The organism is Burkholderia sp. 9777_1386, assembly GCF_015712265.1.
GTDB lineage: Bacteria > Pseudomonadota > Gammaproteobacteria > Burkholderiales > Burkholderiaceae > Burkholderia > Burkholderia cenocepacia.
This window is the reverse complement of sequence record NZ_JACCQB010000043.1, coordinates 36,541-60,977: the sequence shown is the minus strand read 5'-3', so window position 1 is coordinate 60,977 and position 24,437 is coordinate 36,541. Positions and strand designations below refer to the sequence as shown.

At 67.1% G+C, this 24,437-nt stretch carries 23 protein-coding genes, 2 pseudogenes and 1 riboswitch; of the genes and pseudogenes, 19 read left to right on the top strand and 6 right to left on the bottom strand.

Annotation, left to right across the window (positions count from 1 at the left end; translation table 11 throughout):
• Positions 1-100, top strand: a pseudogene (locus H0X91_RS35455) (IS110 family transposase); the annotation flags it as partial.
• 225 nt (positions 101-325) lie between these two features.
• Here the strand turns inward: H0X91_RS35455 and H0X91_RS26280 are convergent.
• The 3 genes and pseudogenes from H0X91_RS26280 to H0X91_RS26270 all read right to left on the bottom strand — a co-directional run bounded on the left by H0X91_RS26280 (position 326) and on the right by H0X91_RS26270 (position 2,256).
• The gene (locus H0X91_RS26280) at positions 326-724 is read right to left on the bottom strand and encodes a hypothetical protein (RefSeq protein ID WP_175793125.1); all 399 of its coding nucleotides are present in this window, start codon (positions 722-724) and stop codon (positions 326-328) included.
• Positions 713-1,762 (bottom strand): annotated as a pseudogene (locus H0X91_RS26275) (RNA-guided endonuclease InsQ/TnpB family protein); the annotation flags it as partial. The gene H0X91_RS26280 and the pseudogene H0X91_RS26275, both read right to left, overlap by 12 nt.
• A gap of 113 nt (positions 1,763-1,875) precedes the next feature.
• The gene (locus H0X91_RS26270; protein ID WP_062910098.1) at positions 1,876-2,256 is read right to left on the bottom strand and encodes a winged helix-turn-helix transcriptional regulator; all 381 of its coding nucleotides are present in this window, start codon (positions 2,254-2,256) and stop codon (positions 1,876-1,878) included.
• 136 nt (positions 2,257-2,392) lie between these two features.
• On the opposite strand from H0X91_RS26270, the gene gstA reads away from it, so the two are divergent.
• The 6 genes from gstA to H0X91_RS26240 all read left to right on the top strand — a co-directional run bounded on the left by gstA (position 2,393) and on the right by H0X91_RS26240 (position 9,998).
• Complete coding sequence (gene gstA, locus H0X91_RS26265; RefSeq protein ID WP_058902678.1) at positions 2,393-3,025, top strand: glutathione transferase GstA; 633 nt, start codon at positions 2,393-2,395, stop codon at positions 3,023-3,025.
• Positions 3,026-3,112: 87 nt separating this feature from the next.
• Positions 3,113-3,499: a hypothetical protein gene (locus tag H0X91_RS26260; protein WP_058902679.1), complete on the top strand. Its 387-nt coding sequence runs from the start codon at positions 3,113-3,115 to the stop codon at positions 3,497-3,499.
• A gap of 91 nt (positions 3,500-3,590) precedes the next feature.
• The gene (locus tag H0X91_RS26255; protein WP_058902680.1) at positions 3,591-4,883 is read left to right on the top strand and encodes a TolC family protein; all 1,293 of its coding nucleotides are present in this window, start codon (positions 3,591-3,593) and stop codon (positions 4,881-4,883) included.
• A gap of 11 nt (positions 4,884-4,894) precedes the next feature.
• The gene (locus H0X91_RS26250) at positions 4,895-6,430 is read left to right on the top strand and encodes an efflux RND transporter periplasmic adaptor subunit (RefSeq protein ID WP_058902681.1); all 1,536 of its coding nucleotides are present in this window, start codon (positions 4,895-4,897) and stop codon (positions 6,428-6,430) included.
• Positions 6,427-9,633 carry an efflux RND transporter permease subunit gene (locus H0X91_RS26245; RefSeq protein ID WP_060267412.1) on the top strand — a complete coding sequence of 1,069 codons (3,207 nt, stop codon included), beginning with the start codon at positions 6,427-6,429 and terminating at the stop codon, positions 9,631-9,633. The genes H0X91_RS26250 and H0X91_RS26245 overlap by 4 nt, the downstream gene beginning before the upstream one ends.
• On the top strand, positions 9,630-9,998 hold the full coding sequence (locus H0X91_RS26240; protein WP_058902683.1) for a copper-binding protein: 369 nt from the start codon (positions 9,630-9,632) through the stop codon (positions 9,996-9,998). Before H0X91_RS26245 ends, H0X91_RS26240 begins: the two co-directional genes overlap by 4 nt.
• Positions 9,999-10,093: 95 nt before the next feature.
• On the opposite strand, the gene H0X91_RS26235 is transcribed toward H0X91_RS26240, so the two are convergent.
• Positions 10,094-11,104 carry a sodium:calcium antiporter gene (locus H0X91_RS26235; RefSeq protein ID WP_058902684.1) on the bottom strand — a complete coding sequence of 337 codons (1,011 nt, stop codon included), beginning with the start codon at positions 11,102-11,104 and terminating at the stop codon, positions 10,094-10,096.
• Positions 11,105-11,172: 68 nt separating this feature from the next.
• Positions 11,173-11,341, bottom strand: a riboswitch (yybP-ykoY riboswitch).
• Between the two features lie 117 nt (positions 11,342-11,458).
• On the opposite strand from H0X91_RS26235, the gene H0X91_RS26230 reads away from it, so the two are divergent.
• From H0X91_RS26230 to H0X91_RS26215, 4 genes are all read left to right on the top strand, one after another.
• Positions 11,459-11,734 carry a metal/formaldehyde-sensitive transcriptional repressor gene (locus H0X91_RS26230; protein ID WP_006479857.1) on the top strand — a complete coding sequence of 92 codons (276 nt, stop codon included), beginning with the start codon at positions 11,459-11,461 and terminating at the stop codon, positions 11,732-11,734.
• A 12-nt stretch (positions 11,735-11,746) separates the two neighbouring features.
• Positions 11,747-12,775 carry a CDF family Co(II)/Ni(II) efflux transporter DmeF gene (gene dmeF / locus H0X91_RS26225; RefSeq protein ID WP_077056678.1) on the top strand — a complete coding sequence of 343 codons (1,029 nt, stop codon included), beginning with the start codon at positions 11,747-11,749 and terminating at the stop codon, positions 12,773-12,775.
• Positions 12,776-12,777: 2 nt separating this feature from the next.
• The gene (locus H0X91_RS26220; protein ID WP_196433484.1) at positions 12,778-12,963 is read left to right on the top strand and encodes a DUF1289 domain-containing protein; all 186 of its coding nucleotides are present in this window, start codon (positions 12,778-12,780) and stop codon (positions 12,961-12,963) included.
• Between the two features lie 90 nt (positions 12,964-13,053).
• A complete protein-coding gene (locus H0X91_RS26215; RefSeq protein ID WP_006484587.1) occupies positions 13,054-14,262 on the top strand; it encodes an MFS transporter in 1,209 nt (402 codons plus the stop codon).
• A gap of 24 nt (positions 14,263-14,286) precedes the next feature.
• Here H0X91_RS26215 and H0X91_RS26210 read toward each other — a convergent pair whose 3' ends face one another.
• Together H0X91_RS26210 and H0X91_RS26205 are read right to left on the bottom strand one after the other, a co-directional pair.
• A complete protein-coding gene (locus tag H0X91_RS26210; RefSeq protein ID WP_196433483.1) occupies positions 14,287-15,696 on the bottom strand; it encodes a heavy metal sensor histidine kinase in 1,410 nt (469 codons plus the stop codon).
• Positions 15,693-16,364, bottom strand: coding sequence for a heavy metal response regulator transcription factor (locus H0X91_RS26205; protein WP_060212903.1), 672 nt, complete (start codon positions 16,362-16,364; stop codon positions 15,693-15,695). Before H0X91_RS26205 ends, H0X91_RS26210 begins: the two co-directional genes overlap by 4 nt.
• A gap of 233 nt (positions 16,365-16,597) precedes the next feature.
• On the opposite strand from H0X91_RS26205, the gene H0X91_RS26200 reads away from it, so the two are divergent.
• The 8 genes from H0X91_RS26200 to H0X91_RS26165 all read left to right on the top strand — a co-directional run bounded on the left by H0X91_RS26200 (position 16,598) and on the right by H0X91_RS26165 (position 23,872).
• Complete coding sequence (locus H0X91_RS26200; RefSeq protein ID WP_058902686.1) at positions 16,598-16,954, top strand: hypothetical protein; 357 nt, start codon at positions 16,598-16,600, stop codon at positions 16,952-16,954.
• Between the two features lie 88 nt (positions 16,955-17,042).
• Positions 17,043-17,324: a hypothetical protein gene (locus H0X91_RS26195; protein WP_196433482.1), complete on the top strand. Its 282-nt coding sequence runs from the start codon at positions 17,043-17,045 to the stop codon at positions 17,322-17,324.
• Positions 17,321-18,823, top strand: coding sequence for a TolC family protein (locus tag H0X91_RS26190; RefSeq protein ID WP_196433481.1), 1,503 nt, complete (start codon positions 17,321-17,323; stop codon positions 18,821-18,823). Before H0X91_RS26195 ends, H0X91_RS26190 begins: the two co-directional genes overlap by 4 nt.
• Before the next feature lies 1 nt (position 18,824).
• A complete protein-coding gene (locus tag H0X91_RS26185) occupies positions 18,825-20,120 on the top strand; it encodes a multicopper oxidase family protein (protein WP_196433480.1) in 1,296 nt (431 codons plus the stop codon).
• 66 nt (positions 20,121-20,186) lie between these two features.
• Positions 20,187-20,555 (top strand): copper-binding protein, encoded by a 369-nt coding sequence (locus tag H0X91_RS26180; protein WP_077021675.1) that lies wholly within the window; start codon positions 20,187-20,189, stop codon positions 20,553-20,555.
• Between the two features lie 14 nt (positions 20,556-20,569).
• Positions 20,570-20,950, top strand: a complete 381-nt coding sequence (gene copC, locus H0X91_RS26175; protein WP_006484606.1) for a copper homeostasis periplasmic binding protein CopC — start codon at positions 20,570-20,572, stop codon at positions 20,948-20,950.
• The gene (locus H0X91_RS26170) at positions 20,947-21,888 is read left to right on the top strand and encodes a CopD family protein (RefSeq protein ID WP_196433479.1); all 942 of its coding nucleotides are present in this window, start codon (positions 20,947-20,949) and stop codon (positions 21,886-21,888) included. The genes copC and H0X91_RS26170 overlap by 4 nt, the downstream gene beginning before the upstream one ends.
• 169 nt (positions 21,889-22,057) lie before the next feature.
• On the top strand, positions 22,058-23,872 hold the full coding sequence (locus H0X91_RS26165) for an ExeM/NucH family extracellular endonuclease (protein ID WP_062910092.1): 1,815 nt from the start codon (positions 22,058-22,060) through the stop codon (positions 23,870-23,872).
• The last annotated feature ends 565 nt before the right edge of the window (positions 23,873-24,437 follow it).

Genomic DNA, 24,437 nt, shown 5'->3' with positions numbered 1-24,437 from the left:
GAAGGTCGCCCTCGTCGCATGCATGCGCAAGCTGCTCATCACGCTCAACGCCATCGCTCGCACTGGCGAGCGTTGGCAGCCGGATTTCAATTGCGCATGACATGGGCTGTCTCAAGATGGTTGCTGTGTTCTATGCCCCGGCCGGCGCTCGCGAACGAGGCGGCCGAATCGAATGGCGTTGGGGCGAACGTTAGAGCCGTGGCGCGGCGTGCGTCAACATTTGGGCAGGTATCCCCATTAATGGGACGTTTGCCGTTCAATATATGGGAACGTGCCGACAGGCGCGGACCGGCGTCGTCACGAAAGAGCGCAAGCAGGCGAACGGTCAGCCGCCCGTGCTGTCGTCGCGATAGCCGCTCTTGCCGACGAAGATCTCCTTCAACGCAGCGCGCAGCGTGCCCGGATCGTACTGACCGGGCGCGAGATGGATCACGTAACGCGTCTGGCCGTCGAGCCGCGCGGCGATGCCCGGTTCGATCTCGACGTCGATCGTGTCGTCGGTCAGACACACCGACAGATCCTTGACGCGCACGTTGAGCTGGTCGCGCACCATCACTTCGATCCGCGCATCGTCCGGAAAGCGCGACAGCGCGAAGCAATAGTCCTGCTCCGCATCGTGACAGTAGATATTGGCGAAGCTTTCGTCGTCGTCGAGGTCGGACGTGGCCGTGCCGACGGTAGCGTGAAGTTCCTTGACGTCCTCCTCTCCCGAAAGAGAGAGGATTCCCACACCTGGCGATGCACGTCCGCATCGGAGAATGTTCAACGCAGCGTTGGTATCTCGATCATGCTCGACACCACATCTACTGCAGGCCCACTCTCTTATTCTCAGTCCCGCGATACCTTTCGGCCGCGTCGTGCTGTCTTTCGACCCGCACGACGAACAGGACTGGGTAGAACCGCTTTCGTCCACTTCCTCGAACGTGGCTCCGTGCGCGATCGCTTTGTAACGGAGCTTGTTTCGGAAGGACGACCAGGATGCGTCGTAGACGCTCTTCGCCATCCTGGTTCTGGCGAGTTTGACCGCCGACACGTTGCCGACCGCGATGTAATCGAAGCGCCGCACCAGATCGAGCGCGAGCTTGTGCTGGAAGTCGGCGCGGGAGTTCGCGACCTTGGCGTGCAGCTTCGCGATATGCCGCTTGTGCTTGCGTGCTCGCTGCGCTTTCGCCAGCTTCTCCGCCGCGCGCCGACCGAACTGGTCATTGGGCAGCTTCTCTCCGGTCGAAAGTGTGGCGAAGTCTTTCAGGCCGAGATCGATGCCGACGCCGGAACGGATCGGGCGGGCCTGCACATCCGGCATCTCGATCACGATGTTGAGAAACCAGTTGCCGCGTGCATCCTGCGCAAAGTTGGTCCCGTCCTTGATCTTGCCTTCGGGAAGCGGTCGGCTGTTGAACACGCGAAACGTGTTGCCGGCGAAACGGAACGCGTCACCCTCGCGCTTCAGGTCACGGCCCTTCAGCGGCACCCAGCCCAACGATTTCCTGCCGCGATAGCGCAGGTAGGGCCGACGGCGCTGACTGCGCGACTTCGCATATTGCTCGCACGTCGCGTTGACCGTGCCGGAGTGAATACCGAGTTCCTTGCTGCTGCCGGTCGTGAGCACATTCAAGTCGAAACCGGTCGGCCACTTCTTGTTCCACTTCAGCGCGTGCTTCTGTGTGTCGTTGCAGAAGTTCCAGACGTAGTTCACCACACGGCTCTGCTTGTTGAGCAGTCCGTTGAGCGACTTCACCCGGTAGCGATAGACAAGAATCATGTAGGTGATCCTATCCCGTGGAAGAAGCTGTCTGTCAACAGCACGCCTTTCTTCCCCGTCCTGAAGTACGGGGTTTCTCGGAGCAACTGATGAACGTAGTTCCTGCCGAAGGGTTACTTGTGAGCATACATCGTCGTTTCGGTCTCAGCCGCGTTGTCGGGCATCGCGTCGGCCTGCACGTCGCGCGCTTTCAGCCACAGCCCAAATTCGCGCATCACGTCGACCACCGGCCGCAGCCGATCGCCGTCCGCGGTGAGATCGTACTCGACGCGCACCGGCACTTCCGGATAGACGGTTCGCCGCACGAGCCCCGCGTCTTCCAGCGCACGCAGGTCGAGCGTCAGCATGCGCTGCGAGATGCCCGGCATGTCGCGCCGCAGGTCGCTGAAGCGGCGCGGCCCGTCGAGCAGATACGACACCAGCAGCAGCCGCCAGCGGCCGCCGAGCATGCGCATCGCTTCTTCAACGGAACATCCTGTCGCACTCGTTTTCATCGCGCCGAATCCTGGTCGGTAAATTTTTTGTGACTACGGCACAAACGACTGCCGTCTTCTCAGCCATGCGCCGATGCGAGATATTAGCGTCCGCGTCGCGGCGAATCGATACATGGACCACCCACGAAGGAAACATATGAAGCTCTATCACGCTCCCGGCAGCTGTTCGCAGGCGATCTGCATCGTGCTGCGCGAAGCCGATATCGACGCCGAGATCGTCAAGGTCGATGCGCGCAAGCATGTCGTCGAAGGCGGCCGCGATTACTACGACGTGACCGAACTCGGCTACGTGCCGCTGCTCGAACTCGACGACGGCACGATGCTGCGCGAAGGGCCGGTGATCGCGCAGTATCTCGCGGACCAGCGCCCGGAAGCCGCGCTCGCGCCCGCTTACGGCACGCTCGCGCGCTACCGGCTGATGGAATGGCTGAACTTTCTCGGCACCGAGATCCACAAGGGTTTCATCCCGCTGCTGTATGCGGTGCAGGCGGGGAAGTACGTCGAGCCCGTGCGGCAGAAGCTAGACGGCCGCTTCGCATGGATCGACCGCCAGCTCGACGGCAGGACGTTCGTCACCGGCGACACGTTCACCGTCGCCGATGCGTACCTGTTCGCGTTGACCGGCTGGGGCAAGGCCGACTGGATGCGCTCGGTGTACAACGCGGATATCGACCTGAGCCGGCATGCGCATCTGCGTGCATGGTACGAGCGAGTGCGGGAGCGGCCGGCGGTGCAGGCGGTGCTCGCGGCGGACAAGCTGTTGCGATGACGCGCAGCCGCCGCAGCGGAGAGGGCGCGTCGTTTCGCCGTAGCGACGCCGCGCCATGCCGCAACAGTGCGCGCTATAATCGCCGCCATGAAACTGCTTCGGACCTTCATCCTGCTGCTGCTGTGCGCGGTGCTGCCCATCACGGGGCTGGCAGCCAGCGGCCTGACCGGTGAATGTCCGATGCAGCACACGATGTCGATGGACGCGGACACGGGCATGAACATGGCCATGTCCGCCGAGATGAGCGATTGCGATTCGATGCAGCCGCCATCCGCCGATCACGCGAAGGCCAAAGCCAAGGGCATGGCCTGCAAGGTGACGGCCCAATGCCAGTTCGGCAGTCTCTACCACCCGGCCGCCCGCGCCGACGTCAACCGTCCCGCTGCATTCGCCAGCACGATCGTCTTCCACTACACGCAGTCCGTCCCAGCTCGCGACCCGAACGGGTTGTGGCGCCCGCCACGCATCAACTGATCCCGATTTGACCGGTTCGCCGCGCACGCGGTGAGGTTCGTCCTGCGCGCAGGACGTGGAATCCCTTTGGATTCCGATTTGGGGTTACACCATGTCATTCGTTTTCCGCACGCTGCGCATGCCGCGTGCAGGTCGGCGCGCGCCCGTACCGTGGGCCGCGCTGCTGGTGGCGGGCGCCGTTCACGCGCAACCGTCGCCGCTGACGCTGGACGCCGCGCTGCAGTCCGCCACCGATCGTTCCGCGTCGATGCAGGCCGCGCAGGCTTCCGTGCTCGCGCGTTCCGAAGCGGCCGTCAAGGCCGGCCAGTTGCCGGACCCGATGCTCAAGGCCGGCATCGACAACCTGCCGGTCAACGGCGGGCAGCGCTTCACCGTCGGCCAAGACTTCATGACGATGCGCCGCATCGGCATCGAGCAGGAATGGGTGTCCGGCGACAAGCGGCGGCTGCGTACCGCGCTGGCCGACGAGCAGGTCGGCCGCGAGCGCGCCGGCTATCTCGTGCAGCTCGCGGCCGTGCGCCGGCAGACCGCGACGGCCTGGCTCGATGCCGTCTATGCGAAGCAGGCGCTCGCGCTTCAGCAGGCGCTGCTCGGCCACATGAACCATGAACTCGACGCGACGCAGGCATCGTATCGCGGCGCGAAGGCGAGCGCGGGCGACGTCGTGCAGGCCCGCGCGATGCTCGCGCAGACGCAGGACCAGGTGCTCAAGGCACAGCAGGCGTATCGCACCGCGCTCATCGCGCTGGCCCGCTGGACGGCGGTGCCCGTGATGGACGTGGCCGGTACGCCGCCCGCGCCCGAATCCTTCGTATCGTCGTTGCCGCCGGACGAACTGCGCCTGTCGCAGCCAGCGCTCGTCGCCGCCGCGGACGACATCGCGGTGGCCGAAGCCGACGCCGCGGTCGCGAACAGCGAGCGCAGCCCCAACTGGACGTGGGAAATCGCGTACCAGCAGCGCGGTGGCGCGTATTCGAACATGGTGTCGGTCGGCGTCTCGATTCCGCTGCCGCTCAATCGCAAGAATCGCCAGAACCGCGACGTCGCCGAAAAGGCCGCGCTCGCGACGAAGGCGCGCCTGATGTACGAGGACACGCTGCGCCAGGTACAGGCCGACATCCGCACGCAATCCGACATGCTGGCGAGCGGCCGCGAACGCATCGCGAACCTCAGCGCCGCGCTGTTGCCGGCCGCCGACCAGCGCGTGCAGCTCGCGACGGCGGCGTACCGGGCCGGCACGGGGTCGCTCGCCGACACGTTCGCCGCGCGACGTGCGCAACTCGAAGCGCAATTACAGGTGCTCGATCTCAGGCGCGACGTGTCGCAGACCTGGGCACAGCTCGAATATCAGGTCGTGCCGTCGGCAATGGCCGCCGCGCAGTGAAGGAGACGCTCATGACAAGGCAATCACTGATGCGTGCGGCGCTGATCGCATCCGCCGGCGCGGTGCTCGTCGGCGCTGGCTATTTCGCGGGCGTTCGCCATGCGACGAGCGGCGCGGCGACGACCGCCATGCCCGCCGCTGCGCCGTCGGGCATACCGTCGGGTGTACCGGCTCAGCAGGCCGCACGCAAGGTGCTGTACTGGCACGACCCGATGGTGCCGAACCAGCACTTCGACAAGCCGGGCAAATCGCCGTTCATGGACATGCAGTTGCAGCCGGTCTATGCGGACGAAGGCGGTGGCGCGACAGGCATCCGGATCGATCCGGGCCTGCAGCAGAACCTCGGCATCCGCTATGCGACCGTGCGTCGGCAGCAGACGGCGGCCGGCTTCGACGCGGTGGGCACCACGCAGTTCGACGAAGCGCGCGTGGAGGTCGTGCAGTCGCGCGTCACGGGCTACATCGACCATCTGTATGCACGCGCGCCGATGCAGCGCATCGCGAAGGGTGCGCCGGTCGCATCGCTGTTCGTACCCGACTGGCTCGCGCCGCAGGAGGAATATCTCGCGCTGAAGCGCGGCGGCATGGACGGCAACCTGCTCGATGCGGCGCGCGCACGAATGCGCGCGCTGTCGATTCCGGACGGGATGATCGCGACTCTCGATCGCACCGGCCGCGCCCAGACGCACGTCGTGCTGAGCGCGCCGGAGACGGGCGTCGTCAGTGAGCTGAACGTGCGCGACGGCGCGATGGTCGCGCCCGGCCAGACGCTCGCGAAGATCGCCGGGCTGGCGACGCTGTGGCTGATCGTCGAGGTGCCGGAAGCGCTCGCTTTGAACGTGCGGCCGGGAATGTCGGTCGACGCGACGTTCGCGGGCGATCCGGCCCGGCATTTCAGCGGACGCATCCGCGAAGTGCTGCCCGGCATCAGCACGGGCAGCCGCACGCTGCAGGCGCGCGTGGAGATCGACAACGCATCGCTGAAGCTCACGCCCGGCATGCTGATGCGCGTGCGGGTCGCCGCGAGGGAGACGGTGTCGCGCCTGCTCGTGCCGTCCGAGGCCGTGATCGCGACCGGCCAGCGCACGATCGTCATCGTGAAGCTCGGCGACGGCCGGCTCCAGCCGGTGTCGGTGACGGTCGGCAACGACGTCGGCGGCGACACGGAAGTGCTCGGCGGGCTGAACGAAGGCGATACGGTTGTCGCATCGGGGCAGTTCCTGATCGATTCGGAAGCCAGCCTGAAAAGCGTGCTGCCGCGGCTGGAGCGGGCGGCAGGCGCAAGCTCGGCCGCATCGTCCGCGACGGCAAGCGCGCCGGTGTACGAAACCACCGGCAAGGTGGAGAAGGTCACCGCCGACGACATCACGTTCTCGCATCAGCCGGTGCCGGCGCTCGGCTGGGGCGCGATGACGATGGCGTTCGGCAAGCCGTCGGTGCGCGCGTTTCCGGACGTGAAGCCGGGGCAGACCGTGCGTTTCGCGTTCACGCAGACCGACGACGGCTACCGGCTGACGAAGGTCGAGCCGCAGGGAGGTGAGCGATGATCGCGCGCATCATTCACTGGTCCGTCCATCACCGGTTTCTGGTGCTGCTGGCCACCGTGCTGCTCGCGGCATGGGGCGTGCATTCGCTGCGGCAGACACCGCTCGACGCATTGCCCGACCTGTCGGACACGCAGGTGATCGTGAAGGCGTCGTATCCGGGCAAGGCGCCGCAGGTTGTCGAGGATCAGGTGACCTATCCGCTGACGACGACGCTGCTCGGCGTGCCCGGCGCGAAAACCGTGCGTGCGTACTCGTCGTTCGGCGACGCGTTCGTCTACGTGCTGTTCGACGACCGCACCGATCCGTACTGGGCGCGCTCGCGCGTGCTCGAATACCTGAGCCAGGTGCAGAGCCGCCTGCCGGCGGGCGCGACCGTGTCGCTTGGGCCCGATGCGACCGGTGTCGGCTGGGTATACGAGTACGCGCTCGTCGATCGCACCGGCCGTCACGATCTCGGCCAGTTGCGCGCGCTCAACGACTGGTTCCTGAAGTTCGAACTGAAGGCCGTGCCGGACGTCTCCGAAGTCGCGAGTATCGGCGGCATGGTGCGCCAGTACCAGGTCGTGCTGGACCCGGACAAGCTGCGTGCATACGGCATCACGCAGGCGGCGGTCGCGGAGGCGCTCGGCAAGGCCAACCAGGCCTCCGGCGGCTCGGTCGTCGAGCTGGCCGAGTCGGAGTACATGGTGCGGTCGTCCGGCTACCTGCGCACGCTCGACGATTTCCGTCACGTCGTGCTGCGCACCGACGACACCGGCACGCCGGTCTTGCTCGGCGACGTCGCACGCATCCAGGTCGGCCCGGCGATGCGGCGCGGTATCGCGGAACTGAACGGGCAGGGCGAAGTGACGGGCGGCGTCGTCGTGATGCGCTCGGGCAAGAACGCGTTGACGACGATCGACGCGGTGAAGGCGAAGCTCGCCGACCTCAAGCGTTCGCTGCCTGCCGGCGTCGAGATCGTCACGACCTACGACCGATCGCAACTGATCGCGCGCGCGGTCGACAACCTGACGGACAAGCTGATCGAGGAATTCGTCATCGTCGGTGTCGTCTGCGCGGTATTCCTGTTCCATCTGCGCAGCGCGCTGGTCGCGATCCTGTCGCTGCCGCTCGGCGTATTGGTCGCGTTCATCGTGATGCGCTACCAGGGCGTGAATGCGAACCTGATGTCGCTCGGGGGGATCGCGATCGCGATCGGCGCGATGATCGACGCGGCGATCGTAATGATCGAGAACGCGCACAAGCATCTGGAAGCGTACGACCACGCGCATCCGGGCGAGCCGATCACCGCCGCGCGTCGCTGGGAGCTCGTCGCGGCATCGGCGGCGGAAGTCGGGCCCGCGCTGTTCTTCTCGCTGCTGATCATCACGCTGTCGTTCGTTCCGGTGTTTTCGCTGGAAGGGCAGGAGGGCAAGCTGTTCGCGCCGCTGGCGTTCACGAAGACCTATACGATCGCGGCCGCCGCCGGGTTGTCGGTGACGCTGGTGCCGGTGCTGATGGGCTATCTGGTGCGCGGCCGCATTCCGCACGAGCACGCGAACCCGATCAATCGCGTGCTGATCCGCCTGTACCGGCCGCTGCTCGAAGCGACGTTGCGGCGCCCGTGGGCCGCGATCGGCGTGGCAGTCGTCGCGCTCGTGCTGACGGCCGTGCCGTTGTCGCGGCTCGGTGGCGAATTCATGCCGCCGCTCGACGAAGGCGACTTGCTGTACATGCCGACCGCGCTGCCGGGCATCTCGGCGGACAAGGCGAGCGAACTGCTGCAGCAGACCGACCGGCTGATCAAGACCGTGCCCGAGGTCGACACGGTGTTCGGCAAGTCGGGTCGCGCCGATACCGCGACCGACCCCGCGCCGCTCGAGATGTTCGAGACGACGATCCGCTTCAAGCCGCGCAGTACATGGCGGCCGGGCATGACGCCGGAGAAGCTCGTCGACGAACTCGACCGGACGGTGAGGGTGCCGGGCCTGTCGAACGTATGGGTGCCGCCGATCCGCAACCGGCTCGACATGCTGTCCACCGGGATCAAGACGCCGGTCGGCGTGAAGATTTCCGGGCCGGACCTGACGGGAATCGACGCGATCGCGACGCAGGTCGAGGCCGCCGTGAAGCGCGTGCCGGGCGTGACGTCCGCGCTCGCGGAGCGGCTGAACGGCGGCCGCTACGTCGACGTCGACATCGATCGGCTCGCCGCCGCGCGTTACGGGCTGTCGGTGGCGGATATCCAGTCGGTCGTGTCGTCGGCGATCGGCGGCGAGGACGTCGGCGAAGTGATCGCCGGGCGCGAGCGTTTCCCGATCAACATCCGCTATCCACGCGAGATCCGCGATTCGCTCGACAACTTGCGGCAACTGCCGGTCGTCACCGCGCGCGGCGCGCAGATTCGCCTCGGCGACGTCGCGCGTGTCGCGATCGCCGACGGGCCGCCGATGATCCGCAGCGAGAACGCACGGCTGTCCGGCTACGTGTACGTCGATCTCCGCGGTGTCGACCTCAGCACGGCGGTTCGTGCGATGCAGCAGGCCGTCGCGCGGCAGGTCGCGTTGCCGCCCGGCTATTCGATCGCGTGGTCGGGACAGTTCGAGTATCTCGAACGCGCGGCGGCGACGTTGCGTACCGTCGTGCCCGTCACGCTCGTCGTGATCTTCGTGCTGCTGTTCGTCACGTTCGATTCGGCGGCCGACGCGTTGCTGCTGATGTCGACGGTGCCGTTCGCGCTGGTCGGCGGATTCTGGCTCGTATGGGCGCTCGGCCATGCGGTGTCCGTCGCGACGTCGGTCGGGTTCATCGCACTGGCGGGCGTGGCGGCCGAATTCGGCGTGGTGATGCTGCTGTACCTGAAGGGCGCGCTGCAGCGCCGGCTCGATGCCGGCGAACCGCTGACCGATGCGTTGCTGCTCGACGCGATTCGCGAAGGCGCGGTGCTGCGCGTGCGGCCGAAGGCGATGACGGTCGCCGTCGTGCTCGCCGGCCTCGTGCCGATCATGATCGGCCACGGCGCCGGTTCCGAAGTCATGCAGCGCATCGCCGCGCCGATGGTCGGCGGCATGGTCACGGCGCCGCTGCTGTCGATGTTCGTCATTCCCGCCGCGTGGCTTCTGCTGCAGCGCCGTCGTGCGCGAAGCGCGGGCCGAGCGCGGCATTCCGAGGCAGTTCCTTCCGGCACGAACGTGCCATCCCTTCCCACCGGAGAATCACGATGAAGATGAATCAATTGATCGCTGCTGCAACCGCTGTCGTCGCGCTGAGTGCTTTCGCGGTACCGGCGCTTGCCGCCGGCGAGATGTCGAACATGGACATGTCCGGCATGAAGATGTCGTCGGACGGCGCGGCGGAATCGAACGCCGCGCTGACCGACGCCGAAGTGAAGAAGGTCGATGCCGCGAGCGGCAAGATCACGTTGAAGCACGGCGCGCTGCAGAACGTCGGGATGCCGCCGATGACGATGGCGTTCAAGGCGAAGGATGCGGCGATGCTCGCGCAAGCGCATGCGGGCGACCAGGTCAAGGTGCGGATCGAGAAGGTCGACGGCACGTTGACGATCGTCAAACTCGTCAAGGGTTCCTGATCGGCGGGATGCGGGCGTCGCAGCCGCCGCCCGCATCCGGCGCCGTGAAGCGCGCCGCGCCGACGTGTTGGTCGGCCGGCGCGCCCGACCGGCGTTTAGCGCGCCAGCGTCACCGCCAGATACCCCACATAACCCGCGCCGTTCGCGAGCAACGCCCAGATCGCGAGCCCGCGCGTGCGCGCATTGATGCGCAGCCAGGCCGCTGCCGCGAGCGTGATGATCACGCCGGTCAGCACTTCGGGGCGCGGCTCCCACGGCGTCAGCATGATGCCGATCGCCGGCAGCAGCGTGCCCTGGAACACCATCGCGCCGGTGATGTTGCCGAACGCGAGCGTGTCCTTCCGGCGGCGGATCCACAGCACGCTGTTGACCTTCTCCGGCAGTTCCGTCGCGATCGGCACGATGATCAGCGACAGCAGCAGCGCCGACACGCCGAGCACGTGCGACACGCCTTCCACGCCGTGAATGAAGCCCTTCGCCCCGCCCACCAGCAGCGCGACGCCGATCAGCAGTTGCAGCACGATCGTCGCCAGGTTGGTCGGCAGGCCGATGCGCGACAGGAACATCGCGTGCGGCGCCTCCGTGCCGTGCCCGGCATCGACGAGCCCGGTCGATGCACGGAACGTCATCACGACGTACATCACGTAGAGCCCGACCAGCATCGCGGCGAGCAGCGCGCGCATGGCCCAGTTGTGATGCGGAACGAACATCGCGACGGTCGCCAGCGAGAACGCGGCGAGGAACGTGTTCATGTCGCGCACGAAGCCGGTGCGTTCCGGCGTGATCGTGCCGCGCAGCCCGCGCGTGCGGATCACGGCGAGCGTCATCAGGAACGTGGTGAGCGTCGCGAGCATCAGCGGCGCGCCGAGAATCGCGCCGACGCCGATCTCCTCGTTCACGGCCTGGTTCGACGTGCCGCCGGCCAGCGCGAGCAGCGGCACCATCGTTTCGGGCAGCGCGGTGCCGACGGCCGCGAACAGCGAGCCGGTCACGCCTTCGGAAATCTTCAGGCGTTCGCCGAGATGTTCGAGCGCATTGGTGAAGACTTCGGCCGCGACGAGGATCACGACCAGCATGAACGCCAGTTCGACAAACATGAAGGTCATGCGGCACCTCCGCAGGCAGCGGTGGCGTGGGCAAGGCGAGCAGGGAGGAACATGGGGACTCCGTGGTCGGACGCTGACGAACCATGACACATCCGCCGACGTCCGACCAGGAACGACGCGATGTGCCGATGGTCTCGCCAAGCCGATCAGGCCGAACGCGCCACGGCCGCAGGCCGAGTGTGTTGACGCGTTCGCTTTCCGGGGGCGGAAAGCAGGCTACTCCCCAAAGACGGAGAGCAGTCTAGCCGAGCGGTTTTCTTTCGACAAGCCTTCGTCTCGAAAAAAATATACCCCTCCACCCTATAGGGGCAGCCTTCCGGAGATATACTCCCCTACCCTATACAGGAGCCATCGATGAGTCATACCGTCCGCGAGAAACAGAAGCTGCTGAACCGCGTGCGCCGTATCAAGGGACAGGTGGAAGCGATCGAGCGGGCGCTGGAAGAAGAGCGCGGCTGCAACGACGTGCTGCAACTGATCACGAGCTGCCGCGGCGCGATGAACGGCCTGCTGGCCGTCGTGCTGGAAGACCACATCCGGTCGCATCTCGTCGATGCGGACACGCCCGATGCGCACGAGGGCAGCGCGACCGAGCAGCTGATCGAGGTCGTGCACAGCTATTTCAAGTAACCGGATGCAAACATGAACGAATTCGACGGCGCGGCGGCGGGCGGCGCGCACAGCCACGCATTTCTGGGCGCCGCACATGCGCGCAACGAGCGGAAGACGTGGATGGTCATCGGCTTGTGTACGGCGATGATGATCGCCGAGATCGTCGGCGGCACGCTGTTCGGCTCGCTCGCGCTGGTCGCCGACGGGCTGCACATGTCGACGCACGCGGGCGCGATGCTGATCGCCGCGCTGGCCTATACCTATGCGCGCCGGCATGCCGACGATCCGCGTTTCGTGTTCGGCACCGGCAAGCTCGGCGACCTCGCCGGTTTCACGAGCGCGATCGTGCTGGCGATGATCGCGGTGCTGATCGGCTATGAGGCGATCGCGCGCCTGCTGGCGCCGGTGCCGATTCACTTCGGCGAAGCGATTCCGATTGCGGTGCTGGGGCTTGCCGTGAACCTCGCGAGCGTGTGGCTGCTCAGCGGCGACCACCATCACGGGCATGGTCACGGCCATCACCATGCGCACGGGCACGACCGCCACGATGACCATGATCATGACTACGACGACGCGCACCACGCGCACCACGCGCATCATGCTCGCGGTTCGCACTCGGCCGCGCATCACGACCACAACATCCGGTCGGCCTACGTTCACGTGATCGCCGACGCGGCCGTATCGGTGCTGGCGATCGTCGGCCTGCTGCTCGCGCGCGCGTTCGGATGGGTCTGGATGGACCCGCTCGCGGGCATCGTCGGCGCGCTGGTGATCGCCAACTGGGCGTACGGGCTGATGCGCGATACGGGCAGGATCCTGCTCGACGTCAACGTCGATCGCAAGCTGACGGACAACGTTCGCCGTGCGATCGAGGCGCTCGGCGACACGGTCAACGATCTCCATGTGTGGCGCGTGGGCCCCGGGCACATGAGCGCGATCGTGTCGGTCGAATCGGCCGACACCGCGCGCGATGCACGTTTCTACCATGCGCTGGTCGCGGGCTTCGACGGCGTGTCGCACGTGACCGTCGAAGTGCTGACGCCCGCGAAGGCGGCCTGATCGTGGCCGTGAAATCGCTGTGTATCGAGCTGTGCGCGTTCGACGGCCGCACGGGCTTTTGCGTCGGCTGCCTGCGCACCCGCGACGAGGCGCGCGACTGGAAGAAACTGACCGACCATCGCCGGCACCAGATCCTCAACGACCGCACGCGCCGGCAGGCGAAACTTCGGCGCGATACGGCGGAATAGCGGGCGCGCACGCACGGCGTGCGGTCGTGTCACGGGACTGCAGTAGCATCACAGGCATTCGACATCTGGATTCCTGAACCGGAGCGACCCATGCAGACCGACTCATCGACCGGCATTCTTCGGCAGATTCCACGCAGCGTGTGGGTGCTCGGCTGTGTCAGCCTGCTGATGGACGTGTCGTCCGAAATCATCCACAGCCTGTTGCCGATGTTCCTGATGGCGGGGCTCGGCGCGAGCGCGACGACGATCGGCCTGATCGAGGGGATCGCCGAGGCGACGTCGCCGGTCGTCAAGGTGTTCTCCGGCACATTGAGCGACTATCTGCGCAATCGCAAATGGCTCGCGGTGACCGGCTACGCGCTCGGCGCGCTCAGCAAGCCCCTGTTCGCGATCGCGCCGACGATCGGCGTCGTGGTGACCGCACGCATCGTCGACCGCGTCGGCAAGGGGATTCGCGGCGCGCCGCGCGATGCGCTCGTCGCCGACGTCACGCCCGTTCACCTGCGCGGCGCCGCGTACGGGTTGCGCCAGTCGCTCGATACGGTCGGCGCGTTCCTCGGGCCGCTGCTGGCCGTCGTCATCATGCTGGTGTGGCGCGACGATTTCCGCCTCGCGTTCTGGCTGGCCGTGATCCCGGGCGTGCTCGCCGTGGCGCTGCTCGCGTTCGGCATCGACGAACCGGCGCGTGCGCCGGGCGAGCCGCGCGTCAATCCGATCCGCCGCGAGGTCGTCGCGCAACTCGGCGCCCGCTACTGGTGGGTCGTGGCCGTCGGCGGCGTGTTCGCGCTCGCGCGTTTCAGCGAGGCGTTCCTGGTGCTGCGCGCGATGGGCAGCGGCGTGCCCGTCGCGCTCGTGCCGCTCGTGATGGTCGCGATGAACGTCGTGTATGCGTTGTCCGCTTACCCGTTCGGCAAGCTCGCCGATACGACGAGCCACACGACATTGATGGTGGTCGGGCTCGTCATGCTGATCGCCGCCGATATCGTGTTGGCGCACGGCGCGCACTGGCCGGCCGTGCTCGTCGGCGTCGCGCTGTGGGGGCTCCATATGGGCATGACGCAAGGGCTGCTCGCGACGATGGTCGCGCATGCCGCGCCGGCCGAATTGAGAGGGACGGCGTTCGGCGTGTTCAACCTGGTCAGCGGCATCGTGACGCTCGTATCGAGCGTCGTCGCGGGCTTCCTGTGGGACCGGGCCGGTGCTGCTGCCACGTTCTACGCGGGGGCGGTGTTCAGCGCGGCGACCATCGCGCTGCTCGTGTGCGTTCGCACGTCGTTCGGCACGGTGCAGGATCGCTAGCCGCACGACGCGGCGGCGCACGCGCTAACGATCGGCGCCGCGCGGAAAATAAAGCGCGAACGTCGTGCGCCCGTCGCGGCTCGCGATTTCCACCTTGCCGCGATGCAGCTCCATGATCGACTTCACGATCGCGAGCCCGAGCCCCGCGTTGCGCGCCGCGCCGTGCCGCGACGAATCGATCCGGTAGAAGCGCTCGAAGATTCGCTCGACCTGTTCGGGCGGAATCGCGGCGCCGCGGTTCGTGACTTCGACGACCGCGTAGCCGCGTTGTACGGACACGGCCAGCTCGATCGCCGACGCGGCGTCCGCGTGTTCGAGCGCATTCGACGCGAGGTTGCTGACCGCGCGCCGGAACAGCGTTGCGTCGGCGACGACCGGCGCTTCGCCATGCACGTCGATGCGCACGCCGGCCTCGTCGGCCAACGCCTGGAAATACGACGCGAGCCGGCGCAGTTCGCTGCCCGCGTCCAGTTCGGCGGTCTTCAGGTGCTGCCGCGCATTGTCGGTGCGCGCGAGAAACAGCATGTTCTCGATCATCCGCTGCAGCCGTTCGCATTCCTCGATGTTCGATTCGATCAGCGCTTCGTATTCGTCGGCGGTGCGGGCGCGCGACAGCGTGATCTGCGACGAGCTGATCACGTTCGCGAGCGGCGTGCGCATGTCGTGCGCGAGATCGGACGAGAACTGCGACAGCCGCACGAACGCGCGTTCGAGGCGGTCGAGCATCCGGTTCACCGACGTGGCGAACTCGCGCAATTCGACCGGGCCGCCGCGCGCGTCGAGGCGTGCGTTCAGGTTGTGCGCCTCGATGCGCGACGTCTGCCGGCCGAGGCTTTCGACCGGGCGCAGGCCGCGCGACGCGACCGCGTAGCCGAGCGCGCCGACCAGCAGCGCGCCGACGGCCGCCGCGAGCCAGATGTCGACGCGATAGCTTTCGAGCAGCGACTGCCGATCGGTCGCGGTGCGCGCGAGCGCGACCTCGATCGCTTCGCCGGACGGCAGCGTTTCGCGCGCGTACACGCAGCGCGACGTGCCGATGCCGGGCGGCGCGCACGTGAACGGCCCATCGGCGCTGCCAGCCGGATGCGGCGCCGAGATCACCGATGCGAGCGTGTTGCCGGCTTCGTCGGAATGCTCGACGAGCGGCTGGTGTCGCGCATCGTAGATGCCGAGATAGACGCCCGGATGCGACAGCAGCACGTCATGGAACACGGCCGGGTCGGCGCGCAGCGCGGCCGTCGAGCCGCTGGCGCGTGCCAGTTGCAGGAACTGGTTGAGCTTGGCGGAGATCTCGATGTCGTCGCGCCGCGTCAGTTCGGCGGACAGCGAACGATAGAGATACGCGCCGGTCAGCGCGAACACGAGCGCCGCGACGGCGGCGAACGCGAGCGTCAGGCGCCGCAGCAGCGAATACGACGCGGGGCGCGCGGTCACGAACGATCCTCGAGCACGTAGCCCATGCCGCGGATCGTGTGGATCAGCTTCTTCTCGTAAGCGTTGTCGATCTTCGCGCGCAGGCGCTTGATCGCCGCATCGACGACGTTCGTGTCGCTGTCGAAATTCATGTCCCAGATCTGCGACGTGATGAAGGTGCGCGTCAGCACCTCGCCTTCGCGTTCCGCGAGCAGCTGCAGCAGCGCGAATTCCTGTGCGGTCAGGTCGATGCGGGCGTCGGCGCGCCGCACGCGGCGCTTGAGCAGGTCGATTTCCAGATCGGCGACGTGCAGGATGTCGCGCACGTTGCGCGGCGCGCGCCGCAGCAGCGAGCGGATACGGGCGAGGAATTCGGCATACGCGAACGGCTTGAGCAGGTAATCGTCGGCGCCGAGTTCGAGCCCGGCGACCTTGTCCTCGATCGCGTCGCGGGCCGTGAGCAGCAGCACGGGCGTCTGCTTCTGCGCGCGCAGCCGCCTGAGCACCTCGAAGCCGTCGAGCTCCGGCAGCATCACGTCGAGCACGACCAGGTCGAAATCCTCGTGCAATGCGAGGAACAGCCCGTCCTTGCCGTTTTCCGCGACGTCGACCGTGTAGCTCGCCTCCGTCAGGCCCTTCCGCAGGTAGGACGCCATCTTGGGTTCGTCTTCGACTATCAGTATCCGCATGGTGAGGCAGGCTGTCCGTGATTCCAGCCGGTCAGTGTAACGCCGGAGCGTACGGTGTCGCGCGTGCGCGCAGGATGACCGGCGGATGACGGAATTGTCATGAAAAGCCGGTCATGTTTCGGCCATGCCGTCGTCACCGCGGCGGCGATAAGCTGCGACCGTCTTGTCCCCGGAGCGCGCCGTCGCGGCGCCGCGATGGCCCGAACGATCGCTGTCTGCCCGATTTCGCATCCATGTCGTACTGGCGCACATTCCTCGTCGTCGTGTTGCTCGCGCTGAGCCTGCCGATCCAGTCGTCCGCGGCTGTTTCGATGCAGTGCGCGAGCGTCGCCGCGCCGCATGAGGAGAAGGCGTCGCACGCGATGCCGGCCGCGCAGGATGGTCATGCCGATCACGGCGACCACGCGCGGCATGCGTCGTCGTGTGTCGCGTGCGTGTCGTGCTGCTTCGGCACGGGCATGTCGGGGGCGCCTGCGGTGCCGGCCGCGGCGAGCGGCGGCGTCACGATCGTCGCGCCGCCGCCTTCGGCTGCGGACGTGTCGTTCCTGACCGGCGGCATCGACCGGCCGCCGCGCCGGATGCCCGCCTAGTCCCTGCCCGTGGCCGACCGGCCGCAATCCGCCCTCTACTCCGGCGGCCGCCTCAGGCGCGCCGGCCGACTTACGACGAGACATGTTCATGCGATTGATCATTGCGGCGCTAATGGGCGCGGCGGCCCTCGTGCCGTCGCTCGCGCCCGCGCAAACCCTGTTGCCCGATCCGGCGGACGCCGCCGCGTCGGTGCCGGACGTCACCGTGACCTCCGCGTTCGACGGCTACCGGCCGTATCGGGACGATGCAGGCCCGGGCTGGAAGCAACTGAACCGGGACGTGACGGAGCGGCCCGCGAAAGGGCGTACGACCGGCGGCGCGGCCGGCAACGGCGCGGCCCATTCGATGCACGGAGGGGCCGCGCGATGACGACGTTCGCGATATCGCCGAGGATCGGCGCGGCCGTGCTCGCGCTGGCGTTCCTCGCGGGCTGCACGACGTTTTCGAAGGACGGCGGGTTCGACGCCGTGTCGTCCGCCGCATCGGCGCGCATCGGCAAGGACGCGGTGGTGGTCAGGACCGACGCCGACCGCGAAGCCGTCGACCGGCGGACGAAGGAACTGCTCGGCAAGCCGCTGTCGATGGACGACGCGGTGCAGGTCGCGCTGCTGAACAACCGCGGGCTGCAGGCGTCGTACGCGGAGCTGGGGCTGTCGGAGGCCGACCTCGTGCAGGCCGGCCGGCTGCCGAACCCGCGCTTCGCATTCAGCCGCACGCGTGCAGGCGACGGCGAGCTGACGCTCGGCCGCACGTTCTCGGCGAACGTGTTCGCGCTGCTGACGATGCCGCTTGCGACGAAGATCGAGCGCCGCCGTTTCGAGCAGACCAGGCTGGAAACGGCCGATGCGATGCTGAAGGTCGCGGCCGATGCGCGCCGGGCCTATGTGGAAGCGGTCGCCGCCGAGCAGGCCGCGAACTATGCGCAGCAGGTGCGCGGCGCCGCCAGCGCGGCCGCCGAACTGGCGCTGCGCATGCGGCAGGCCGGCAACTTCAGCCGGCTCGACTACGCGCGCGAACAGGCGTTTCATGCCGACGCGGTCGCGCAGCACGCGAAGGCGCGCCAGCAGGCCGTCGCCGCACGCGAGAAGCTCACGCGTGCGATGGGGCTGTGGGGCGAACGCACGCGGTACGTGCTACCCGAACGCCTGCCGGATTTGCCGAAGGCGCGCCCGGATCTGCCCGATCTCGAACGCTTCGCGATGCGCAACCGCCTCGACATCCAGGCGGCGAAGCTGCGGACGCAGGGCGTCGCGTCGTCGCTCGGCCTGAGCAAGGCCACGCGTTTCGTCAACGCGGTCGAGCTCGGTTACGTGAACGACTACGAGACCGGCAAGGGCCACGAGCACGGCTACGAGATCAGCGTCGAGATTCCGCTGTTCGACTGGGGCGGCGCGAAGGTCGCGCGCGCCGAGGCCGTCTACATGCAATCGGCGAACCGGCTCGCGAAAACGGCCATCGATGCCCGCTCCGAAGTACGCGAATCGTACGCGGCGTACGTGACGAGCTACGACGTCGCGACGCACTATCGCGACGAAGTCGTGCCGCTGCGCAAGACGATTTCCGACGAACTGCTGCTGCGCTACAACGGGATGCTCGCGAGCGTGTTCGAGCTGCTGACCGATGCGCGCGAACAGGTCGGCGCGGTCAACGGCTACATCGACGCGCTGAAGGACTACTGGCTCGCCGAAACCGATCTGCAGATGGCCGTCGGCGGCCGGTTGCCGTCGTCGGGCGCTGCGCCGCGCGCGCCGCATGACGCCGAATCGGCACCCGCATCCACACCCGACGCCGACGCTGCGCCGCAGCCGGCTTCCACCCCCGCGGCGCCATCGGCGCCCGCCACGCAACCGCATCCGGAAGGTCATTGACATGGTGTCCCGTCGACAATTTCTCAGCGGCTCGGGCGCTGCGCTGCTTGGCGCGGCGATGGTCAGCCGGGCCGGCGCCGCGTCGCTGCCCGACGCGCCGACGATGGCGAAAACCGGCACGCAGCCGCCGCTCGTGCCGCCCAACGGCCGCCCGTACACGCCCGTCGCGACGCTGAACGGCTGGTCGCTGCCGTGGCGGATGAAGAACGGCTGGAAGGAATTCCACCTGACGGCCGAGCCCGTCGTGCGCGAGATGGCGCCCGGCATGAACGCGAACCTGTGGGGTTACAACGGCCAGTCGCCCGGCCCGACGATCGAGGCCGTCGAAGGCGACAAGGTCCGAATCTTCGTGACCAACCGGCTGCCCGAGCACACGACGATCCACTGGCACGGGCTGCGGCTGCCGAACGGGATGGACGGCGTCGGCGGCCTCACGCAGCCGCATATCCCGCCCGGCAAGACCTTCGTCTACGAGTTCCAGCTCGAAGCGCACGGCACGTTCATGTATCACCCGCACGCCGACGAGATGGTGCAGATGGCGATGGGGATGATGGGCATGTTCATCGTGCATCCGAAGGATCGCGGCACGATGCCGGTCGATCGCGATTTCGTGTTCCTGCTCGCCGCGTACGACATCGATCCGGGCAGCTACACGCCGCGCGTGAACGAGATGACCGACTTCAACATGTGGACCTTCAACTCGCGCGTGTTCCCGGGCATCGATCCGCTGCCGGTGCGCGCCGGCGACCGCGTGCGGATTCGTTTCGGCAACCTGACGATGACGAATCACCCGATCCATCTGCACGGCTACCGCTTCGAGGTCGCGGGCACCGACGGCGGCTGGATTCCGCCGGCCGCGCGCTGGCCGGAAGTGACGGCCGATGTCGCGGTGGGCCAGATGCGCGCGATCGAGTTCACCGCCGATCGCGCTGGCGACTGGGCGTTTCATTGCCACAAGTCGCATCACACGATGAATGCGATGGGCCACCAGGTGCCGAACCTGATCGGCGTGCCGCAGAAGGATCTCGCGAAGCGGATCGGCAAGCTCGTGCCCGACTACATGGCGATGGGCAGCACGGGCGGCGCGATGGGCGGCATGGAGATGCCGCTGCCCGACAACACGCTGCCGATGATGACCGGCACGGGCCCGTTCGGGCCGCTGGAAATGGGCGGCATGTTCACGGTGCTCAAGGTGCGGCAGGGGCTCGGGCGCAATGACTATCGCGATCCGGGCTGGTTCCGGCATCCGAAGGGCACCGTCGCATACGAATACACCGGCGAATTGCCGGATAGCTGAAGCAGCATGCGGCGGCCGCACCGAGGCGGCCGCCGGTTTCCATTCACTGACACGGGAGTCGACACGATGAAGAAGGGACTGGTTTTGATGGCGACGGGGTGGGCGCTGGCGTTGTCGGCCGCGTCGCACGCGGCCGGCGACATGACCGGCGACATGGCCGGCGGCACGGCCGGCATGGACATGAGCGCGGATGCGAAGCAGGGCGCCGCGGCGTCGAGCATGTCGCACGGCGAGATCCGCAAGGTCGACACGGCGGCCGGCAAGCTGACAATCAAGCACGGCCCGCTGGAGAACCTCGGGATGGACGCGATGACGATGGTATTCAAGGTGAAAGACCCGGCGATGCTGTCGCAGGTGAAGGCGGGCGATACGATCGACTTCGTCGCCGAGGACGTGGACGGCACGCTGACCGTCGTCGAACTGAAGAAGCCGTGACGCGGAGCGCGAACATGACGATTTCCACACGCAAGCGGCTGGCCGGCTTCACCGCCGCTGCCGCGCTCTTCGCGATTGCACCGGTCGCGGCGTCGGCGCACGGCAAGCTGGAAAGCGCGGTCCCGGCGGCCGGCAGCACGATCGACGCGGCGCCCGACATGGTGCGGCTCACGTTCAACGAAGCTCTCGAACCGGCGTTCAGCACGGTGAAGGTGTCGGATGCGAGCGGCAACGCCATCACGCAGGACAAGGCGAAGGTCGACGCGTCGAACCCGCGTGTGATGACCGTCGCGATCCCGACGCTCGCGGCGGGCGCGTACACCGTGCAATGGGCGGCGATGACGGCCGACGCGCATCGCACGAAGGGCACTTATACGTTCCGGGTGAAGGGATGAACGACGGCGTCGTCGGCCTGCTGCGGCTTGGTGCGGTGACGATCCAGAACGCCGGGTTCGCGGTCGTCGTCGGTGCGCTGCTGGGGCGCCGCTGGCTCGCGCGCGGCGCGTCCGCATGGCAGCACGGTGTCGGACGGCGGCTCGTCGCGACGCTGCGCATCGCGTCCGTCGTATCGCTGCTCGCGAGCGTCACCGCGTTCTGGGCGCACTGCGCGCTGATGAGCGAAGTGTCGCTGCTCGACGCGGGCCCGGCGGTGTGTTCGATGCTCGCGGGCACCGGCTTCGGTCATGCGTGGCTGGCCGGCACGGTGTTCATGCTCGTCGTCGTGCTGCTGTCGTTCGCCGGACGTGCCAACGACACGCGGTTTCCGTTCGCGATGGCGGCCGCGCTTGCCGGTGTCGCGCTGGCGCGCAGCAATGGCGGCCATCCGGTCGACGCCGGGCCGTTCAGCGTGCCGGTGTGGATCGACTGGCTGCATCTGCTGGCGATCAGCGTGTGGATCGGACTCGTGCTCGTGACGGCGTTCGGCGTGATGCCGCGGCTCGCCCGCATGCCGGCGAGCGAACGCATGACGGGCGCGGCGTTCGTGCAGTCGCTGTCCGATGCGTCGACCTACGCGTTGATCGTGCTGTTCGCGACCGGCGCGTACAACGGCTGGCGCGGCGTCGAGACGCCGGCCAACCTGTTCGCGTCGACGTACGGGCAGATCCTGCTGCTGAAGCTCGCGCTCGTGCTGCTTGCCGCGATGCTCGGCGCACACAACCGCTTCTTCGGAATGCCGACGCTGCTGCGCGCGTTGAAGGACCCGGCCGCCGCGATGCCGGCACACGCGTTGAAGCGGTTCTGCACCGTGCTGCGAGTCGAGGCGGTCGTGCTCGGCGGCGTGCTGATGGCGGCGGCCGTGCTCGTGTCGAACGCGTTGCCGGGGACGGTCTAGCGGCGGGGCTTCGGCGCCGGAAGATGGAGTGCATGGTCGGGGCTTGACCGGACGACACAGGGCAATCGCGGCGTGATTATGACCATTACATCGGCCTGTCTCGCGATTACCAAAAACTGTCACCGAGCGCCGCTAAGCTTTCGCCACCCTCACAACCGGGATTCCCGCCATGCGCTCGACAATCCGCCTGTTTGCCCCGCTATTGCTGCTCCCGACGCTCGCCGCGCCGGTGTGCGCCGCCACCGCCGCACCCGTCAGCCCGAATTGCGGCGGCAGCACGACGCCGATCGCCGATATCCAGGGGCCGGGCGCGCCGTCGCCGCTCGCGGGGCAGAATGCATCGATCGAAGCGGTCGTCACCGCCGATTTCGGCGGCACGGACGGCTTCGGCGGCTTCTTCGTCCAGCAGGCCGACGCGCAGCGCCGCAACCAGCCGGGCGTGTCCGAAGGGCTGTTCGTCTATGCGCCGAAAGCGCGCGCGAAGGCCGGCGATCTCGTGCACGTGACGGGCAAGGTCGAGGAGAAATACGGGCAGACGCAGCTCACGCTGTCGGGCGCGATCGCGGTGTGCGCGAACGGCCAGACGGTCACGCCCGCGACGCTCACGCTGCCGGTCGACAGCCCGAGCGCGTTCGCCGCATACGAAGGGATGCTCGTGCGCCTGCCGCAGACGCTGACCGTCACCGACAACTACGAACTCGGCCGCTACGGCAGCGTGATGCTCAGCAACGGCCGCTTGCGGACGCCGACGAGCGTCGTGCCGCCCGCGCAGGCGCAGACGCAGATCGACGCGAACGCGCGCAACCGCCTGATCCTCGACGACGGCTCGAACAAGCAGAACCCGGCAACCGTGCCGTATCCGGCGCCGGGCCTGTCGGCCGCGAACACGCTGCGCGCGGGCTACACGGTGCGCGACGTCGAAGGCGTGCTCGAAGTGCGTTACGGCGCCTGGCGCGTGCAGCCGCTGCCCGGCGCGGCCGCGCCGGCGTTCGACGCGCGTTCGAACCCGCGCACCCAAGCACCGGCGCGCGATCCGAAATCGAACCTGCGCGTCGCGTCGTTCAACGTGCTGAACTATTTCAACGGCAACGGTCTCGGCGGCGGCTTCGACGATCCGAACAACCGCGGCGCGAAGACCTTCCAGGAATTCCAGCGTCAGGAAGCGAAGATCGTCAGCGCGCTGAAGGCGATCGACGCCGACGTGATCGGCCTGATGGAAATCCAGAACAACGGCTACGGCGAACTGAGCGCGGTGCGCCAGCTCGCGGCGAAGCTCGGCAACCACTGGCGCGTGGTCGATCCCGGCACGTCGCGGCTGGGCGGCGACGCGATCGCGGTCGCGCTGATCTACGACAGCCGCAAGGTCGAACCGGTCGGCCGCGCGGCGACGCTCGCGATCGACGACAAGAACCGTCAGCCGCTCGCGCAGTCGTTCCGGCTGGTCAACGGCAACAAGCAGGCGCTGACGGTGGCCGTGAATCACCTGAAGTCGAAGAACTGCCCGGATGCGGCGAACGACGATCTCGACCAGGGCGATGGCCAGGGCTGCTGGAACCCGACGCGCACGCGCGCGGCGGCGAAGGTGGCCGACTGGCTGGCCGGCAACCCGACGGGCGTCAAGAGCCAAGGCGTGCTGCTGATCGGCGATTTCAACAGCTACACGTACGAAGACCCGATCCGCGCGCTCGAATCGCGCGGCTACCGCAACCTCGTCGCGCGCTGGATCGGCGCGAATGCGTACAGCTACGTGTACAACGGCGAAGCCGGCTATCTCGACCACGCGCTGGCGACGCTGCCGCTCGCATCGCACGTGAAGGCCATGCACGAATGGCACATCAACGCGGACGAGCCGCTCGCGCTGCAGTACACGCTCGCGTACAAGTCGGCGGAGCAGCAGAAGACGTTCTACGCGGCCGATGCATATCGTTCGTCGGATCACGATCCGGTGCTGATCGATATCGCGCTGCCGGGCGGCGGGAAGTAATCGCGGTTCGAGTCTTGACGACGGACGACGTGCGGCAGGCAATACCGTACGTCGTCGCTTGTCCGGGAACACCGTTTGAATGCCGGGTAAATAATGCCGTGAAGAATTAATCGAATCGGTATTTTATGGATGACGCAGCGCACGGCGATGCTGCGATTGAAGCGTGATTGAAGCGAATCGAATCATCGAATGACGCGCGCACGCCGCGGCATTGCATTAATCGATCGGTGATAATAAAAATGAAAGAATAATCCTGTCGATTTGAAGGCTTTGAATGCGCTTGTCCAAGACGGGATAGGCTTCCGCGTTATGCCGGAAAAGCAAAATATTCTGCGCGGCATTACCGATGAAGCACACGCTGCCCGAATAATCCCGCTTTCTTTCAGATTCCAGACACTGTCCGCCCTTTGCATCATTGCGGGATTTTTAATATCCGAATGATCTTTGACAACGCGGCGCAGCACCGCCTATTTTTGTGGTGTCGTAAATTTAGTCATATAAAAGTTGGCCAAACTGCAGGGGGCGCGTCCGAGCACCATTCTCGCCAGCAGTTTGCTGTGTCTGT